This window comes from Streptomyces sp. NPDC054849 (assembly GCF_053610945.1).
Window position 1 is genome coordinate 1 of the sequence record NZ_JBSGZI010000140.1, and the last position, 16,802, is coordinate 16,802.

General features: G+C 71.8%; 10 protein-coding genes, 1 tRNA gene and 1 pseudogene. 7 read left to right on the forward strand and 5 right to left on the reverse strand.

The features are described from left to right. Nucleotides 1-188 precede the first annotated feature (188 nt). The 7 genes from ACWGIF_RS35325 (at nucleotide 189) to ACWGIF_RS35355 (ending at nucleotide 12,437) form a co-directional block, all read left to right on the forward strand. Nucleotides 189-1,703 carry a DUF7059 domain-containing protein gene (locus ACWGIF_RS35325; RefSeq protein WP_453503666.1) on the forward strand — a complete coding sequence of 505 codons (1,515 nt, stop codon included), beginning with the start codon at nucleotides 189-191 and terminating at the stop codon, nucleotides 1,701-1,703. Nucleotides 1,704-2,303: 600 nt separating this feature from the next. Next, complete coding sequence (gene topA / locus ACWGIF_RS35330; protein ID WP_453503668.1) at nucleotides 2,304-5,132, forward strand: type I DNA topoisomerase; 2,829 nt, start codon at nucleotides 2,304-2,306, stop codon at nucleotides 5,130-5,132. A gap of 240 nt (nucleotides 5,133-5,372) precedes the next feature. After that, nucleotides 5,373-8,606 carry a dTMP kinase gene (tmk, locus tag ACWGIF_RS35335; protein ID WP_453503670.1) on the forward strand — a complete coding sequence of 1,078 codons (3,234 nt, stop codon included), beginning with the start codon at nucleotides 5,373-5,375 and terminating at the stop codon, nucleotides 8,604-8,606. Between the two features lie 70 nt (nucleotides 8,607-8,676). After that, nucleotides 8,677-9,888, forward strand: a complete 1,212-nt coding sequence (locus ACWGIF_RS35340; RefSeq protein ID WP_453503672.1) for a DNA polymerase III subunit delta' — start codon at nucleotides 8,677-8,679, stop codon at nucleotides 9,886-9,888. Nucleotides 9,889-10,183: 295 nt separating this feature from the next. Beyond that, nucleotides 10,184-11,752 carry an alpha/beta hydrolase gene (locus ACWGIF_RS35345; protein ID WP_453503674.1) on the forward strand — a complete coding sequence of 523 codons (1,569 nt, stop codon included), beginning with the start codon at nucleotides 10,184-10,186 and terminating at the stop codon, nucleotides 11,750-11,752. A gap of 254 nt (nucleotides 11,753-12,006) precedes the next feature. Further along, nucleotides 12,007-12,080: transfer RNA gene (locus ACWGIF_RS35350), tRNA-Thr, on the forward strand. A gap of 27 nt (nucleotides 12,081-12,107) precedes the next feature. Further along, the gene (locus ACWGIF_RS35355; RefSeq protein ID WP_453503675.1) at nucleotides 12,108-12,437 is read left to right on the forward strand and encodes a hypothetical protein; all 330 of its coding nucleotides are present in this window, start codon (nucleotides 12,108-12,110) and stop codon (nucleotides 12,435-12,437) included. A gap of 53 nt (nucleotides 12,438-12,490) precedes the next feature. Here ACWGIF_RS35355 and ACWGIF_RS35360 read toward each other — a convergent pair whose 3' ends face one another. The 5 genes and pseudogenes from ACWGIF_RS35360 to ACWGIF_RS35380 all read right to left on the reverse strand — a co-directional run. Beyond that, a complete protein-coding gene (locus ACWGIF_RS35360; protein WP_453503677.1) occupies nucleotides 12,491-12,721 on the reverse strand; it encodes a hypothetical protein in 231 nt (76 codons plus the stop codon). A gap of 107 nt (nucleotides 12,722-12,828) precedes the next feature. Next, nucleotides 12,829-13,137, reverse strand: coding sequence for a hypothetical protein (locus tag ACWGIF_RS35365; protein ID WP_453503679.1), 309 nt, complete (start codon nucleotides 13,135-13,137; stop codon nucleotides 12,829-12,831). A gap of 646 nt (nucleotides 13,138-13,783) precedes the next feature. Then, the gene (locus ACWGIF_RS35370) at nucleotides 13,784-14,128 is read right to left on the reverse strand and encodes a hypothetical protein (RefSeq protein ID WP_453503681.1); all 345 of its coding nucleotides are present in this window, start codon (nucleotides 14,126-14,128) and stop codon (nucleotides 13,784-13,786) included. A gap of 391 nt (nucleotides 14,129-14,519) precedes the next feature. After that, entirely contained in the window at nucleotides 14,520-15,386 is an 867-nt protein-coding gene (locus tag ACWGIF_RS35375) for an immunity 49 family protein (protein WP_453503683.1), read from the reverse strand. 15 nt (nucleotides 15,387-15,401) lie between these two features. Next, a pseudogene (locus ACWGIF_RS35380) lies at nucleotides 15,402-16,802 on the reverse strand (hypothetical protein); the annotation flags it as partial.

Below are 16,802 nucleotides of genomic sequence, written 5' to 3' on the forward strand. Positions count from 1 at the left end.
CCCCAATACCCCATCGAGTTGGTTGGGGGGGGTGGTGTTTTTTATTAAAGCGCCGGGCGGGGGGGGGGGGGGTTTGAGGCGCCCCCGGTCGCGGGGGGGGCGCGGCCGGGCCGGCCGGGCGCCCCCCCTTTCGCACCTCTGGGCCCGGGCTGATCGGCAGGACGGGCCCCAGCGGACACAATGGACGCGTGAGTACCACCAGCCTTCCCACGCCCGACCGCGCCGCCGAGCTCCGCGAGGCCCTGCTCGACGCCGGTTTCACCGCAGACGGGCTGCTCGATCTGCTCGGCGCCCCCGCCTACGCCGCACTGGCCCGCAGCGAGACCGTCCCGGCCCTGCGCGCCACCCGCGGCCCGCGCGACGGAGCCCTCGCGAGCCTGATCCGGCTGTTCCTGCTCCAGCAGCCGGAGCCGTACGTGCACGCCGCGGCCGCGCTGCCGGTGGAGGCGGCCCTGGCCGACGGATGGTTGCGGCGCGAGGGCGACGAGGTGCACGCCACGGTGGACGTGCGGCCGTACGGCGGCCCGGACGGCGAGGACTGGTTCATCGTCTCCGACCTCGGCTGCTCCGTCGGCGGGGCCGGCGGGATCGGCAGCCGCGAGGAGGGCGTGGTCCTCGGTGTCGGCGGCGCCTCCACCACACTCGCCGAGATCACCGTCCGCACCCCGGTCGGCTCGGCCCTCGACGTCGGCACCGGATCCGGCATCCAGGCACTGCACGCCGCACAGCACGCCACCCGGGTCACCGCCACCGACGTCAACCCACGGGCCCTGGAGTTCACCCGTCTGACGCTGGCCCTGTCCGGCGCCCCGGAGGCCGAGCTGCTGCCCGGGTCGCTCTTCGAACCGGTCGGCGAGGCGACGTACGACCTGATCGTGTCGAACCCGCCGTTCGTGATCTCCCCCGGCGCCCGGCTGACGTACCGGGACGGAGGCATGGGCGGCGACGACCTGTGCCGGACCCTCGTGCAGCAGGCGGGTGCGCGGCTCAACCCGGGTGGGTACGCGCAGTTCCTCGGCAACTGGCAGCACGTGGAGGGCGAGGACTGGCGCGACCGGCTCCGCTCCTGGGTTCCGCGCGGCTGCGACGCCTGGATCGTGCAGCGCGACGAGCAGGACGTGACGCAGTACGCGGAGCTGTGGCTGCGCGACGCGGGGGACCACCGGACCGACCCGGCCGAGTACGCGCGGCGCTACGAGGACTGGCTGGACGAGTTCGAGGCCCGCAAGACCAAGTCCGTCGGCTTCGGATGGATCACCTTGCGCCGGACGGACGCGGCCGAGCCATCGATCGTGGTCGAGGAGTGGCCGCACTCGGTGGAGCAGCCGCTCGGCGATGCCGTCCTGGCCCACTTCGCCCGCCAGGACTACCTGCGGGAGCACGACGACGCGGCCCTGCTCGAGGCCTGTTTCGTGCTGGCCGAGGAAGTGGTCCAGGAGCAGGTCGGTGCGCCCGGCGCGGAGGACCCGGAGCATGTCGTGCTCCGGCAGAACCGCGGGATGCGGCGCGCCACCAAGGTCGACACGGTCGGCGCCGGCTTCGCCGGAGTGTGTGACGGCTCACTGAGCGCGGGCCGGATCCTGGACGCGATCGCGCAGCTGGTGCAGGAGGACCCGGTCGTGCTGCGGGACCGGACTCCGGAGGCCATCCGGATGCTGGTCGAGCAGGGTTTCCTGGAGCCCGTGGCGCGCCCCGCGCAGTAGTGGGCACCGGCATGTGACCCGAGGTTCGCACGGCGTATCCCCGGGGCTGCCGGTGTCGAGCGCAGCGGCATCCGGGGGGATCCCGACGGTGGTCCCAGAGGTGGGGGAGCGGCGCGGAAAACGGTGCGGCGATCTTCGCGGCGACCGTGTTCCCGCTGTTCGGGGCCGTTCTGCGGCCGTGGCGGGGGCGCGCGCTCGCCGCCGCACGCCGCCGCCCGAGGGCGTGCGCCCCGTCGTGGCCGGACCGTCGGCCGCGTTCGCAGGCGGCGCGGCCGCCCGGCCCGCGGGGAGCCGCGCCGCGCGCCGCCGAGACCGGGTCCGTGACATCGGGGCGCGGGGGTTGGGCCCCGACGGTTATCCGGCGGAAAAACCCGACGTGGGAGAGGGTGCGGGAGCGGGGCCGGACGGCCTTCCGGCCACCCGGCCCGGTGATCGCCGACGGTCCGGCGCGGCATCCGGGCGGCAGAAACGGCACTTGTCGGGTTACCGTTCGAGTGGCCGTTGCGGGCTTCTGCCGTTTGACACGGGGGCGGGTTGTACCGTCACACTCCGCAGCGTCGCCGTACCGCGACCGAGTGCCGACCGGAGAGAAGAGCCAAGTTGTCCCCGACTAGCGAGACCGCAAAGGGCGGCCGCCGACTCGTCATCGTCGAGTCCCCAGCCAAGGCGAAGACGATCAAGGGCTACCTCGGCCCGGGATACGTCGTCGAGGCGAGCGTCGGGCACATCCGCGACCTCCCGAACGGCGCGGCCGAGGTTCCCGACAAGTACACCGGCGAGGTCCGCCGCCTCGGCGTGGACGTCGAGCACGACTTCCAGCCGATCTATGTCGTCAACGCGGACAAGAAGGCCCAGGTCAGGAAGCTCAAGGAGCTCCTGGCCGAGTCCGACGAACTCTTCCTCGCCACCGATGAGGACCGCGAGGGCGAAGCCATCGCGTGGCACCTGCAGGAAGTCCTCAAGCCCAAGGTCCCCGTCCACCGGATGGTCTTCCACGAGATCACCAAGGACGCGATCCGGGACGCCGTCGCCAACCCGCGCGAGCTGAACCAGCGCATGGTCGACGCCCAGGAGACCCGCCGCATCCTCGACCGCCTCTACGGCTACGAGGTCTCGCCGGTCCTCTGGAAGAAGGTCATGCCGCGGCTGTCGGCCGGGCGCGTCCAGTCGGTGGCCACCCGCCTCGTCGTCGAGCGGGAGCGCGAGCGCATCGCCTTCCGCTCCGCCGAGTACTGGGACCTGACCGGAACCTTCTCCACCGGCCGCGCCGGTGACGCCTCCGACCCCTCGACCCTGGTCGCCCGCCTGAACACGGTGGACGGCAGGCGCGTCGCGCAGGGCCGTGACTTCGGCTCGAACGGGCAGCTCAAGAGCGAGGTGCTGCACCTCGACGAGGCGAACGCCCGGGCGCTCGCCGCCGCGCTGGCCGACACCTCGTTCGCCGTCCGGTCGGTCGAGTCCAAGCCGTACCGCCGTTCCCCGTACGCCCCCTTCCGTACGACGACGCTCCAGCAGGAGGCCTCGCGCAAGCTGGGCTTCGGCGCGAAGGCGACGATGCAGGTGGCGCAGAAGCTGTACGAGAACGGCTTCATCACCTACATGCGTACGGACTCCACCACGCTGTCCGACACCGCGGTGTCGGCGGCGCGGGCGCAGGTCACCCAGCTCTACGGGGCCGACTACCTGCCGGAGAAGCCGCGCGTCTACGCCGGCAAGGTCAAGAACGCGCAGGAGGCGCACGAGGCGATCCGGCCTTCGGGTGATCGTTTCCGCACTCCGGCCGAGACGGGTCTGACCGGCGACCAGTTCCGCCTGTACGAGCTGATCTGGAAGCGGACCGTCGCCTCCCAGATGAAGGACGCGGTCGGTAACAGCGTCACCGTGAAGATCGGCGGCCGCGCCTCGGACGGGCGCGACGCCGAGTTCACCGCCTCCGGCAAGACGATCACCTTCCACGGCTTCATGAAGGCGTACGTCGAGGGCGCCGACGACCCGAACGCCGAGCTCGACGACCGCGAGAAGCGGCTGCCGCAGGTCGCGGAGGGCGACTCGCTCGCCGCCGAGGAGATCACGGCGGACGGGCACTCGACCAAGCCGCCGGCCCGCTACACCGAGGCCTCGCTGGTCAAGGAGCTCGAAGAGCGCGAGATCGGCCGACCGTCGACGTACGCGTCGATCATCGGCACCATCCTCGACCGCGGCTACGTCTTCAAGAAGGGCACGGCGCTCGTGCCGTCCTTCCTGTCGTTCGCCGTGGTGAACCTGCTCGAGACGCACTTCGGGCGGCTCGTCGATTACGACTTCACCGCGAAGATGGAGGACGACCTCGACCGCATCGCGCGGGGCGAGGCCCAGTCCGTGCCGTGGCTGAAGCGCTTCTACTTCGGCGCGGAGGACGCCACGGCGCCCGTCCCGGCGGACGGCGACGCCCTGGGCGGTCTGAAGGAGCTGGTCACGGACCTGGGCGCGATCGACGCCCGGGAGATCTCCTCCTTCCCCGTCGGCGAGGGGATCGTGCTGCGGGTCGGCCGCTACGGGCCGTACGTGGAGCGCGGTGAGAAGGACGCCGAGGGCCACCAGCGGGCCGACGTACCGGACGACATGGCTCCGGACGAGCTGACGGTCGAGTACGCGGAGGAGCTGTTCGCGAAGCCGAGCGGCGAGTTCGAGCTGGGCAAGGACCCGGTCAGCGGGAACGAGATCGTCGCCAAGGACGGTCGCTACGGGCCGTACGTGACGGAGATCCTGCCCGAGGGCACGCCGAAGACCGGCAAGAACGCGGTCAAGCCGCGGACGGCCTCGCTCTTCAAGTCGATGACCCTGGACACCGTCACGCTCGACGACGCGCTGAAGCTGATGTCGCTGCCGCGCGTGGTCGGCGTGGACGCGGAGGGTGTGGAGATCACGGCCCAGAACGGCCGCTACGGCCCGTACCTGAAGAAGGGCACGGACTCGCGGTCGCTGGAGACCGAGGACCAGCTCTTCTCGATCACCCTGGACGAGGCGCTCGCGATCTACGCGCAGCCGAAGCAGCGGGGCCGCGCGGCGGCCAAGCCGCCGCTGAAGGAACTGGGCACGGACCCGGTGAGCGAGAAGCCGGTGGTGGTCAAGGATGGCCGCTTCGGGCCGTACGTGACGGACGGCGAGACGAACGCGACGCTGCGGCGGGACGACGACGTCGAGACGATCACGCCGGAGCGGGGCTACGAGCTGCTCGCGGAGAAGCGGGCGAAGGCCCCGGCCAAGAAGGTGGCGAAGAAGGCTCCCGCCAAGAAGGCCCCGGCGAAGAAGGCGACGGCGACGAAGACCGCTGCCGCGAAGAAGACGGTGGCCAAGAAGACGGTGGCCAAGACCACCACGGCCGCGAAGAAGACGACGGCGAAGAAGGCGACGGCGAAGAAGGTGGCCGCCGCCCCGGCGGACGAGTAGCCTCCGCCTTCCGACCGATTCCGGGCAGGGCCCCGTGCACACCGCACGGGGCCCTGCCCGTTACCGCAGCCCGGATCTTCCGGCCTCGCCGCGTGCGCCTCTCCGCGGCAGCGCCCGCCCGCCGGGCGTGCTCGGCTGCGTCTGGAGCGCGGGTGGAGTCCCGCTCGGTGGGTCCGGGGTCACACCCGGGCTTGTCCACAGGCTTCCGCACCCACCAGGCGCAGCGGATAGGCTGGGCGGATGACGCGAGCCGAGCAGCCAACGGTCGTGACCGCCCCGGCAAACCCCACCTACGACGAAGCCCTAGCCGCGGATTCCCGCGAGCGTGCGGTGCGCGCACTGCTGCGCACCCCCAGGTTGCGCCGACTGTGGAGCGCCCAGCTGGTGAGCGGCATCGGCGATGCCCTCGCGCTGCTGGTACTGGTGCTGCTGGCCCTCCAGGCCGCCGCCACGGAGGGGGCCTTCGGCGGCGGATACCGCGGCGCGGCCCTCGCCGTCGCCGCCGTCTTCGGCGTCCGGATCCTCGCCACCCTGCTCTTCGGGGCGGTCCTCCTCGGCCCGCTGTCCGGCCTCCTCGGCTCGGGCGGCAAGCTGGACCGCCGCTGGACGATGATCGGCGCCGACGGGGTCCGCCTCGGGCTCTTCGTCGTCGCTCCGCTCTGGCTCGACTGGATCCCCGCCCACGCGCTCACCGTGCTGCTGGCCACCGTCTTCGTCTCCGGCGCCGCCGAGCGGCTGTGGACGCTGGCCAAGGAGAGCGCGGCGCCCGCGCTGCTGCCCGCGCCGCCCCCGGAGGGCGCGACCGTACGGCCGCTCCCGGATCACCTGGACGCGCTGCGGCGGCTGACCCTGCGCACGGCCTTCGCGGCGCTGCCCGTCGCTGCGGCCGCGCTGCTCGCCGCGACCCTGGTCGGCAAGGCGCTCGGCCTCGGCGTGGCCTGGTTCGCCGCGAACCAGGCCGCGCTCGGCTCGTACGTGGCCTCCGGCCTTTTCGCCGCGTCGGTCTCGCTGCTGCTCCCGCTGGTGCTGCCCACCGGGGCGACCCCGCGTCCCCGTTCCCCGCTGGAGGGCCTGCGCGCCCCCAAGGCGGGCGACCGCCCGGACAAGGGCCGTACGGGCGCCATTCCCCTGCTGGTGCTGACCTGCGCCGCCGTCGCCGCAGCGGTGTCCTGTGCCGTCTCCGTGGCCGTGCTGCACGCCTTCGACCTGGGCGGCGGCCCGGCAACGTTCGCGCTGTTCGTCCTCGCACTGGTCGGCGGCACCGCCGCCGGCATCGGCGCCGGCCAGGCCGGCAAGGTGCTTCCCGCCCTGTCCCGGCGGCGGCTGCTGGCCCTCGCCATAGCGGTGACCGGGCTCGCGCTGCTGCTGACCGGGCTCGTCCCGGACACGGCGACCGTGCTGTTCCTCTCGCTGCTCGCCGGCACGGCCGCAGGCGTCGCGGCGAACACCGGCCACACCCTGCTCGACCAGGAGACCGAGGAGTTCCGCCGGGCCCGGGTCACCGAGCACCTCCAGGCGGTCGTACGGGTGGCCGTGGCGCTGGGCGCCGTCGTCGCCCCGGTCCTGGCCGGCGCGATCGGCCCGCACCGGCTGACCGGTGCCGAGATCGTCTTCTCCCACGGCGGCGCCGCCTACACCCTTATGCTGGTCGGCGCCCTGCTGCTGCCGGTCGCCGTGGTGGTGCTCACGAAGGCCGACGACCGCAGGGGCGTACCGCTGCGGCGCGACCTGCGCGAGGCGCTGCGCGGCGGGGAGCCCGTCCAGGCGGCGTCCGCCACCGGCTTCTTCATCGCCCTGGAGGGCGGCGACGGAGCCGGCAAGTCCACCCAGGTGGAGGCGCTGGCCGACTGGATACGGGGCAAGGGCCACGAGGTGGTCGTGACGCGCGAGCCGGGGGCCACCCCCGTCGGCAAGCGGCTCCGCTCGATCCTGCTCGACATCTCCTCGGCCGGACTCTCGAACCGCGCCGAGGCACTGCTGTACGCCGCCGACCGGGCGGAACACGTGGACACGGTGGTGCGCCCCGCCCTCGAGCGCGGCGCGGTGGTCATCTCGGACCGCTACATCGACTCCTCCGTGGCCTACCAGGGCGCCGGCCGCGACCTGTCCCCGACGGAGATCGCCCGGATCTCGCGCTGGGCCACCGACGGGCTCGTCCCGCACCTGACCGTGCTGCTCGACGTGTCCCCGGAGGCGGCACGGGAGCGGTTCACGGAGGCGCCGGACCGGCTGGAGTCGGAGCCGGCGGAGTTCCACCAGCGGGTGCGGTCCGGGTTCCTGACCCTTGCCGCGTCCGACCCTGGCCGCTACCTGGTGGTCGACGCCGGCCAGGACCCGGACTCGGTGACCACCGTCGTACGGCACCGCCTCGACCGGATGCTTCCGCTCTCCGAGGCCGAGGTGGCCGCCCAGGCGGAGGCCCGGCGCCTCGCCGAGGAGGAGGCCCGGCGCAAGGCCGAGGCAGAGGCGGCGCGCAAGGCGGAGGAGGAGCGGCTCCGGGCTGAGGAGGAGGCCCGCCAGGCCCGCGAGGCCGAGGAAGCGCGGATCAAGGCCGAGGCGGAGGCTGCACGCAAGGCCCAGGAGGAGCGGCTGCGCGCCGAGGAGGAGGCCCGGGCCCGGGCCGAGGCAGAGCGGCTGCGCCTGGAGGCCGAGGAGCGGGCGCGTGCGGCGGAAGAGGAGCGGCTGCGCCGGCAGGCCGAGGAGGAGGCCCGGCTGCGGGCCGAGGCCGAGGAGCGGCGCCTGGAGAAGCAGCGGCGGGCCGAGGAGGCCCTGCTGAAGGCCGAGGAGGCCCGCCGGCAGGTGGAGGCCGCGTCGGCCGAGGCGGCGGCGAAGGCCGCGGCTGCTGCTGCGGCGGCTGCTTCGGCTGCGGCGGCTCCTGCGGTCGCGCCCACGCCGACGCCCGCCCCGGCACCTGCACCCGCGCCTGCCCCCGCACCCGCTCCCAAGGCCGACATGACGAAGGGGCCGCACCCCGACGACGCCGTGACGATCGAGACGCCCGTGGTCAAGCGGGTCGTCCAGCCGGACGACGTCACGCAGACCGTTCCGGTGCCGAAGAGCGACCCGGCGTCCGCCGAGGAGACCACGGTGCTGCCGCCCGTGCGCCCGGCTGACGAGACGGCGGTCCTGCCGCCCGTACGCCCGGCCGCCCCGCAGGCGGGCGGTCAGGCGGGACAGCAGGGCAGCGGCGGCGGCGCCGGCCGGGCCAGGTCCGCTTCGCGGCCGACGGCCCGGCGTCCCGAGGAGAACCCGGCCGACCGGGTGCCTTCGGGCATCTTCCGTGACTCCGGCAACGACCGGACGCGGGAGCTGCCCGTTGTCGACGAGGACGGCCGGCCGCGCCGTGCGCGCTCGGACTGGGCCGAGGAGACCCCGCTGGACGATCTGCCGACGCTGGCGGACGAACTGCTGGGCCTCCGCCGGGACGACGAGGACGGCGACGAGGGCGAGCGCGGATCGCGCCGCCGCCGCTGACCTGGCTGGACCGGATTGTCGGTGGCGCCCGCCACAATGGGTGCACGGAGAGTGAAAGGTGGTGGGCGGGATGCCCGTATGGGACGACCTGGTGGGACAGGAGCGGGTCCAGACGCAGCTGGCCGCCGCCGCCCGCGACGCCGATGCGCTGGTCACGGCCATCTCGGACGGGACCGCGCCGCCCGCGGCGTCCAAGATGACCCACGCCTGGCTGTTCACCGGACCACCCGGCTCCGGGCGGTCCACCGCCGCCCGGGCGTTCGCGGCCGCCCTGCAGTGCACGAGCCCCGACCGCGCCCTCGGCGGCGAGCCGGGCTGCGGCTTCTGCGACGGCTGCCACACCACCGTCATCGGAACGCACTCCGATGTGCAGATCGTCCGCACCGATCTGCTGTCGATCGGTGTGAAGGAGACCCGCGACCTGGTCCGCCGGGCCCAGCTCTCCCCTGCCGTCGGCCGCTGGCAGGTCATCGTCCTGGAGGACGCCGACCGGCTCACCGAAGGCGCCGGCAACGTGCTCCTCAAGGCGGTGGAGGAGCCCGCTCCACGGACGGTGTGGCTGCTGTGCGCGCCCTCGCTGGAGGACGTGCTGCCCACGATCCGTTCCCGCTGCCGCCACCTGACCTTGCGCACCCCGCCCGTCGAGGCCGTCGCCGACCTCCTGGTCAGGCGCGACGGCATCGAGCCCACCGCCGCCGCGGCCGCCGCCCGGGCGACCCAGGGGCATATCGACCGGGCCCGCCGGCTCGCGACCGACGAGACCGCACGGGCCCGCCGGGCCGCCGTGCTGAAGCTCCCGCTGCGCATCGATGACGTGGGCGGCTGTCTCAAGGCCGCTCAGGAGCTGGTCGACGCCGCCGGGGAGGACGCCAAGCAGGTCGCGGAGGAGGTCGACACCAAGGAGACCGAGGAGCTGCGGACCGCGCTCGGAGCCGGTGCCGGCGCCGGCAGCCGGATGCCGCGCGGCACGGCGGGCGTGATGAAGGAGCTGGAGGACCGGCAGAAGCGCCGCCGCACCCGTACCCAGCGCGACACCCTCGACCTGGCGCTGACCGACCTCACCGGCTTCTACCGGGATGTCCTGGCCCTGCAGCTCGGCTCGTCCGTGGCCATCGCCAATGAGGAGATACGACCGGACCTCGACCGGATCGCCCGCGCCTCGGGCCCCGAGCGGACCTTGCGCCGGATCGAGGCGATCATCGCCTGCCGGGACGCGCTCGACCGCAACGTGGCCCCGCTCCTCGCGGTCGAGGCGATGACGATGTCGCTGCGCGCAGGCTGACCACCGCCCAGCTGCCGTTCGGCCAGGTGCCCACCGCCGGGCTGCTGATCGGCACGGTCCGCCCACCCGGCCGCTGTCCGGCTGGGCTGCCTCGGCCGGACAGCGGCCTGTGGGCACCGCGGGCCGCCGTGTGGGTCCACGCCCGGTTGACCGGCTCACCCGTACGGGCGGACCGGCTGCCGCGGGCCGGGAGCGGCACGGTCCGTGCCCAGCCCTGCGCAGACAACGGAAGGCGCGCGGCCGTCCGGTGCAGGAAGCCCTCCTGGCCGCCTCCGACAGGCCGTACGCTCCGGGGATGGACACCAGTCGCCTGCTGCGTACCACCGGGACCGTGATCGCAGCCGCCGGGCTGCTGCTCTCCGGTTGCACCTCCGGCGGGTCGGGGGGACCCCGGGCCGCCGCGTCCTCCGGAGGGGAGTCCGGTGCGCCCTCGGCGCAGCCGTCCCCCGATGCGGCCGCGCTGCGCCCGTACTACGGGCAGAAGCTGGCGTGGCGCGATTGCGGTGTCCCCGGATTCCAGTGCGCCACCATGAAGGCCCCGCTGGACTACGCGAACCCCGGCTCCGGCCAGGACGTCGACATCGCAGTGGCCCGCCGGGTCGCCACCGGCCCCGGCAAGCGGCTCGGCTCTCTGGTGGTCAATCCGGGCGGCCCGGGCGGCTCCGGCATCGGCTACCTCCAGGCGTACGCGGGCATCGGCTATCCCGCGGCCGTCCGCGCTCAGTACGACATGGTCTCCTTCGACCCGCGCGGGGTGGAACGCAGCAGCCCCGTCGAGTGCCTGACCGGCCCGTCGATGGACAAGTACACACAGGTGGACCAGACGCCCGATGACCCGGCCGAGCGGGCTCTGCTGGTGGCGGCCTTCAAGGAGTTCGCAGCCGGCTGCCAGAAGCGCTCGCAGCGGGTGCTGCCGCACGTCTCCACCGTCGACGCCGCCCGGGACATGGACCTGCTGCGCGCGGTGCTCGGCGACGAGAAGCTCACGTACGTCGGGGCTTCGTACGGCACCTTCCTGGGCGCGACGTACGCGGACCTCTTCCCCGACCGGGTCGGCCGGCTGGTCCTGGACGGCGCGATGGACCCGTCCCGGCCCGCACTCGAACTCAACCGGGATCAGACGGCGGGCTTCGAGACGGCCTTCACCGCCTTCGCCGAGGACTGTGCGAAGCAGGCCGACTGCCCGCTCGGCACCGGCGGTCCGGACGCCGTGACGGCGCGGCTGAAGGAGTTCTTCCGCAAGGTCGACGCCCAGCCCGTGGACACCGGGGACGCGGCCCGCCCGCTGGGCGAGTCCCTCGCGACGACCGGCGTGATCGCGGCGCTGTACGACGAGAGCGCCTGGCCGCGGCTGCGCGAGGCGCTCACGGCGGCGATGAACGGCGACGGGGCGGCCCTGCTGGGCCTGGCCGACAGCTACTACGAGCGCGGGGCGGACGGCAAGTACGCCAATCTGATGTTCGCGAACGCCGCCGTCAACTGCCTCGACCAGCCCCCGGCCTTCAGCGGCCCGGAGGCGGTCGACGCCGCCCTGCCGTCCTTCCAGAAGGCCTCCCCGGTCTTCGGCGCGGGCCTGGCCTGGGCCTCGCTGAACTGCGCGTACTGGCCGGTGAAGGCGACGGGCAAGGCGAAGCCGCTCGCCGCGAAGGGCGCACCGCCGATCGTGGTCGTGGGCACCACCCGCGACCCGGCGACCCCGTACAAGTGGGCGCAGGGGCTGGCCGGCCAACTCGACTCGGGCACCCTCCTCACCTACGACGGCGACGGCCACACGGCGTACGGGCGCGGCAGCGCCTGCATCGACACCGCGATCAACCGCTACCTGCTGGAGGGCAAGGCGCCGGAGGACGGCAAGAAGTGCTGAGGCCGCCGGCACCGGAACGAGGTGTCCGCGTGGCGGCTCACCCCGACGCCCTCGGCCCGGCGGAGCTCGGGATCCCGCACCCTTTCGGGGACGCGCAGTAGAAGGATGTACCGGATACACCGCATCCGCCCCGCTATGTGACCCGCGACTCACCCCCACAGAACCCGGTTCAGGGCACCCGTCCAGACCCTGTAGACTTGGCGCCGCTGCTGATAAGCGCCCCTCTTCGAGGGAATACTTGTCTGACCAGCGGTGCCGCCTTAGCTCAGTTGGCCAGAGCAACGCACTCGTAATGCGTAGGTCTCGGGTTCGAATCCCGAAGGCGGCTCTGTAGAAGCCCCAGGACTCACTCGCCGTGACCTGGGGCTTTTGCTATTTCCGGGGCCAATCGGCGCGCGCGACGGCTGGGGTGGTCTCGCCGCGGGGCCGCACCACCATCGGTGAACTCCCGGACGCCGCCCGAGGAGAGCGCCGCTGTGACGTCTTTCCGTGGACTGACCTCCCCGTGTGCGCCTTTTCCGATACGGATTTTCACGCCGCGGTCCACGCGGACGATGCCACCCAGGCCCGAGCCACGGGCTGCCACTGCCGCCAGATCAGCGAAACGATCGAGGAGCTGGACCGGCAGCAATCGGTCCCAGAGCCTGAACTGCACCTTGCGGAAGTCCGCAGCGAGGAGGCGTAAGCCTGCCTCCGGAAGAGCTGACTCAACCGTGCAGGCGCGTGGCTGTTCGGCCTTTATCCCAGATCAGCGCGCTTTTTCGCAAGGCGTCCCAGCCATGCCCACCGTGTCAGGCCGCCGACGGCGAGCGAGACGATGATCGCACCCCAGTCGATGACGTGGGGGAGTCCGGGAAGGAGGGCGAAGGAGAGGAAAGTCGTGGCGACGCCGGCGAGAAAGGCGACGATGCCGGCGCGGCGGCGTCTGGCCTCCCAGGCGGGGTCTTCGGGAGTGGACTGGGTACTCATGCGGCTCACTTCGTGATGTGGTGGCACTGGCTGACCCGGCGGACGCCGTTGATGTTGAGGTGGGCGCAGGCCTTGCCGTAGCGGGGAAGCTTCTGCGGTGCGTTGTCTCACATCGGGTTGATCTTGCATTCGGTGTGGGTCTTGCCGCGGGAGGTGCGGTAGGTCTTGTTGTCGGTGTCCGCGTAGGTGAAATCGATGCGCCAGTTGCAGAAGCCGGCGTTGAGCGCTCCGACGAAGCCGCAGTCGACGCCGGCGTTCTGGTAAGTGATGTTCTTGCCCTCGCCGCGGACGATGTGGGTGAACATGCAGCCTGTGGGGACCTTCATCGTGACGCCTCCGACTTGGTAGTCGAAGGTGGCCACGGGCGTGGAGCCGACCGCACTGGCGCGCGCCTCGGCGGCAGGTAAGACGGCCAACGCGGCCGTTGCGGCGAGTGCAGCAATGACCCGGGCAGTGCAAATCCGATCCATCCGTCTCTCCTTCTGGCGGAGTGTCTGTGCAGATCGGAACTCCTGCCTGTCGGTTCTGGGCGCTGCCTCGAGCGGCGGTCCACTACGAAGCGTGATCAGCAAAGCTGCATGCTGACTACCCGTAACCATGGCAACGGACGCGGATCACCAGCTGGGCAGGCTTCGGCTCCTTCGAGGACCGCTCCGTGGAGGCGGCGGCGAAGGCGGCGGAGCCCACCTGTATGGCGGGAACCGTCAACTTGTCCACCAGACCCGGCTGCCGGGACCATTACGTCTGCTGTACGTCCACCCAGGGATAGGAGAACTGCTCGTACGCGTCGTCCGTCGAACGCCTGAGGCGAGGACGGCGGTGCTGAACGCGAAGTCGATTGCCACCGCCGAGACTTCGAGGTTGTCGACTCGGGGCGCCACCGACGTGCTCAGCCGCCCGGCGAAGCCGGCTGTCGGCCCCGGTCACGAGATGGCGGGGAACACCGTTGATCACGTGTGCCCTCTACGAGGATGTCGGCGCCGGGCGCGTGCCCATGCCCTTGCGGCGCCATGCACCGACCTCGTCATGCCTACGCCCGGCGCACCGCGCCAGGTTGTCCTGTCACTTGTCAGGTGAGGAATGCGTCGATCCAGTCGTGGAGAGCTTCTCCACCAGAACCGGGCCTGGAGCCAGTGGGTCTGAAGGGCGTTCACCCAGTGCGAGACGAAGGTCGTAGCCGCCGGATACGATGCGGCGGAGCGGGACTTCGGCAAGCGCGGTCAGCCGCTCCCGGTCGCGGCAGACCATGGCGAGCCAGACGTGGTGAGCCATGTGATGCCCAGGTCGGTGAGGCTCGCCGAGCCTTCGGCCGGCAGCGTGCGCATCGCACGGTTGATCCGGCACCCCACGGCCCTCGTCCGCGCACACGGTGGCGAACACGGTCGACTCCCGCTGCGTGTTGACCATGGCCTCTCAGGTCTCCAGCCGCTCTGCACGCGGATCCACGGTGCAGCGCGCGCCGAGGGGCAAGAGTGCGCGACACCCACATTGGCTTCCGCTTTTGCGATCACGCGCCCGATGGCGATGGGGAGATTCTCGAATTCCTCCATCACCAGGTCGAAGGGCTCTACCTTGCTAACCGTGCCGTCCAGCCCCGGGCTTCCATGAAGAACCGATAGCCGACCGGGGAATCTGGTCGGCGACCCTGGTCCAGCCGCACCATGACGAAGCACCACAAGTCCGACTGCTCGAACGCCCGCAGGGGAGGGGGTCCGCCTAACTTTACGGACCGGGCGTCAGAACAAGGGGCACTCCACCGCGCCGCCGCCGGCGCCCGCGAACCGCTTCACCCTTGGCGTCACGTGGTGAACTCGCCCACCCACGAGTGCTTGATCAGGTGCTTGGGCAGGTAGTCGGACTCGACCCCGATCGTCATGTCTGCGTCGTAGGCCATGCACGCGATGGCGAGGGGGGCCAGGGCGACGAGGCCGTCGCCGCTCAGGGAGCGGGCCTCGTTGGCGGTCCAGTACTCCTTGTGCCAGGTCAGGGCCTGGACGAGGGAATCGGTGAACGCCTGGTCCTCACGGCGCAGGTAGAGCTGGAAGAGCTCGAGTGGCGGATAGAGGATCTTCAGCATCAGATCGGCGTCTGCGATACGGGCTTGCTCCGGAGCGGTGCCCTGGACCGCGGTGACCAGGGTGTTCCATGTCTCCGGGCGGCCGAACCAGAAGTTCTGGAGCGTCTCGATCCAGGCATAGACGTACTCGTCGAACTCCGCACCGGAAGCCCGCAGAAACTCCACCGGCACCTGGGCGAGCTGCTTCAGCCGGTCGTTCTCGCGGCAGATCACCGCCAGGTAGAAGGCAGTGAGCCAGTTCCCGGCGTGCAGGTAGTCCTGCGGGCCGGTGGCGGGGAGCCTGCGGACTTCGTCCAGGGTCCCGACCCGCAGCGGAACAGGTCCCTCCTGCGCCGTACCCGCGGCGAAAAGGGCGGAGCCCACCTGCATCGCAAGTACCCAGGACTCCCAGGTCTCGAGCTCGTCCGAACTGGGGTCCTGGAGGCAGCGCCACTTCGCTGCGCCCAGCGTGAAGGTCAACGCGTCGTAGCGGTCGTCCTCGGAGGTCTCCATCCCTTCGACGGCTTCCTGCGCCGCTGCGATGACCGGCGCCATGGCTTCGGCGGCATTGTCCGTACGGAAGTCATGGCGCGGGATACGCGTTGCCATCAAGCTCTCCTCTGGCTAATAGACGAATTCCTCGAGCGAGCCACCAGCGTATTCGCCGTTGCCGTTGAGGTCTTCCTTGGCCTTGACCAGGACGTACTTCAGACGTCCGGCCTTCAGCGCGGCGCGGAGATCGGCGGCGATCTCCGCGTCCTTGCCGCCCCGGGACGTCATCTCGGCCAGGATGGTGCGGATGTACGGCCGGGTGCCCTGCTGCACCCGCATCCCCTGGGCACCACCGTGGTCGGTCAGATCGAGAGGGTCGGGGTCGGCCTTGCCCTGACGCCAGTCCGGACCGTTGGCCGGGGCCTTCTCCTCCACGATCAGGCGCCAGTCGTCAGGAAGCTTGTAGGCCCCGTCGAACATGTTGGCTCCGTTTGGCGTCTTCGGAAGATGGATGATGTCCGCCTTCGGGAACGCCTCCGGGATCACGTGGAGCACCGCGGTCTTGTTGCCGAGGGCCTCAGAGATCTTGCTGTTGTTGTCGACACCGGGGAGACGCGCGTCGAAGGCCTTGCGCGCCTCCGCGACGGCATCGCGGTTGGCCTGGCTGTCCAGCTCCTTCAGCTTCACCTCGGCATTGGTGAGGTTGACCGACACACGACGGTCAGCCATGGCCTTGTGAAGCTCCGTCAGGTTCCCCTCGGGGACCGTGTCGAGCTTGAAGGGGGTTGGAGTCAGCCGGGCCTCGCGCGGACCGTTTGGCAGGTCGTGGACGGAGATCAGGTTGCCGTCTGCGTCCTTGGTCAGCTGAGGCAGCTCCACACCGTCCACAAGCGTCTCGACGCGCTTGCGGCGGTTGAGCGTGTTGTAGTACGTCGAACGCCAAGTCTCGTTGTTGTTCGCGAGCCAGACGTGCTTGTCCTGAAGCTCCTTGCGTCGCTCCGGGGTCAGCGGCCCTTCGCCGTCGTCGCCGCGGCCGCCAGCGGCGGCGTCGGCGCGCGCCGCGTCGTCCACGCCGCCCGCCCCAGGGTTATCCGGGAGGTGGTTGCCGCCTGTGCCGGGGCCGTCCACGTGGGCGCCGCCCGTGGACGGGCCGTCCGTGTGGCCCGCGCCGCTGGGCCCGTCCGTGTGTGTGGCTCCGGAGCCGGGGCCGTCGGTGTGGGCTGCGCCGGTACCGGGGCCGGCCGGGCGGCCCGAGTCGCCGCGCGGAGTGTTGTCCAGGTCGTTGCGGGGCAGGTTGTCGCCCGCGTGTCCGCCCGGCGTGCCGTGGTCGCCGGCGCGGGCGGTGGGCGTGGTGTCGATGCCGCGCGTGGTGGGTGTGGCGTTGTCCATCGCGTGGACCGGATCCGAGATGTCGGAGCCGAGGCGGATGGCGTTGTCGCCGCCGCGGGCGCCGACGCCGGCCAGTTCGAGTTCCGGGATCCTGGCCGTGGCCGGGGAGTCGACCTTCGGGGGGTCGACGCGCGGGATGCCCGC

What these genes read in the sequence shown, in the direction of transcription:
- ACWGIF_RS35360 (WP_453503677.1), bottom strand. Translation starts at nt 12,721, where the DNA reads ATGAGTACCCAGTCCACTCCCGAAGACCCCGCCTGGGAGGCCAGACGC.
- ACWGIF_RS35370 (WP_453503681.1), bottom strand. Translation starts at nt 14,128, where the DNA reads ATGGTCAACACGCAGCGGGAGTCGACCGTGTTCGCCACCGTGTGCGCG.
- ACWGIF_RS35340 (WP_453503672.1), top strand. Translation starts at nt 8,677, where the DNA reads ATGCCCGTATGGGACGACCTGGTGGGACAGGAGCGGGTCCAGACGCAG.
- tmk (WP_453503670.1), top strand. Translation starts at nt 5,373, where the DNA reads ATGACGCGAGCCGAGCAGCCAACGGTCGTGACCGCCCCGGCAAACCCC.
- ACWGIF_RS35375 (WP_453503683.1), bottom strand. Translation starts at nt 15,386, where the DNA reads ATGGCAACGCGTATCCCGCGCCATGACTTCCGTACGGACAATGCCGCC.
- ACWGIF_RS35345 (WP_453503674.1), top strand. Translation starts at nt 10,184, where the DNA reads ATGGACACCAGTCGCCTGCTGCGTACCACCGGGACCGTGATCGCAGCC.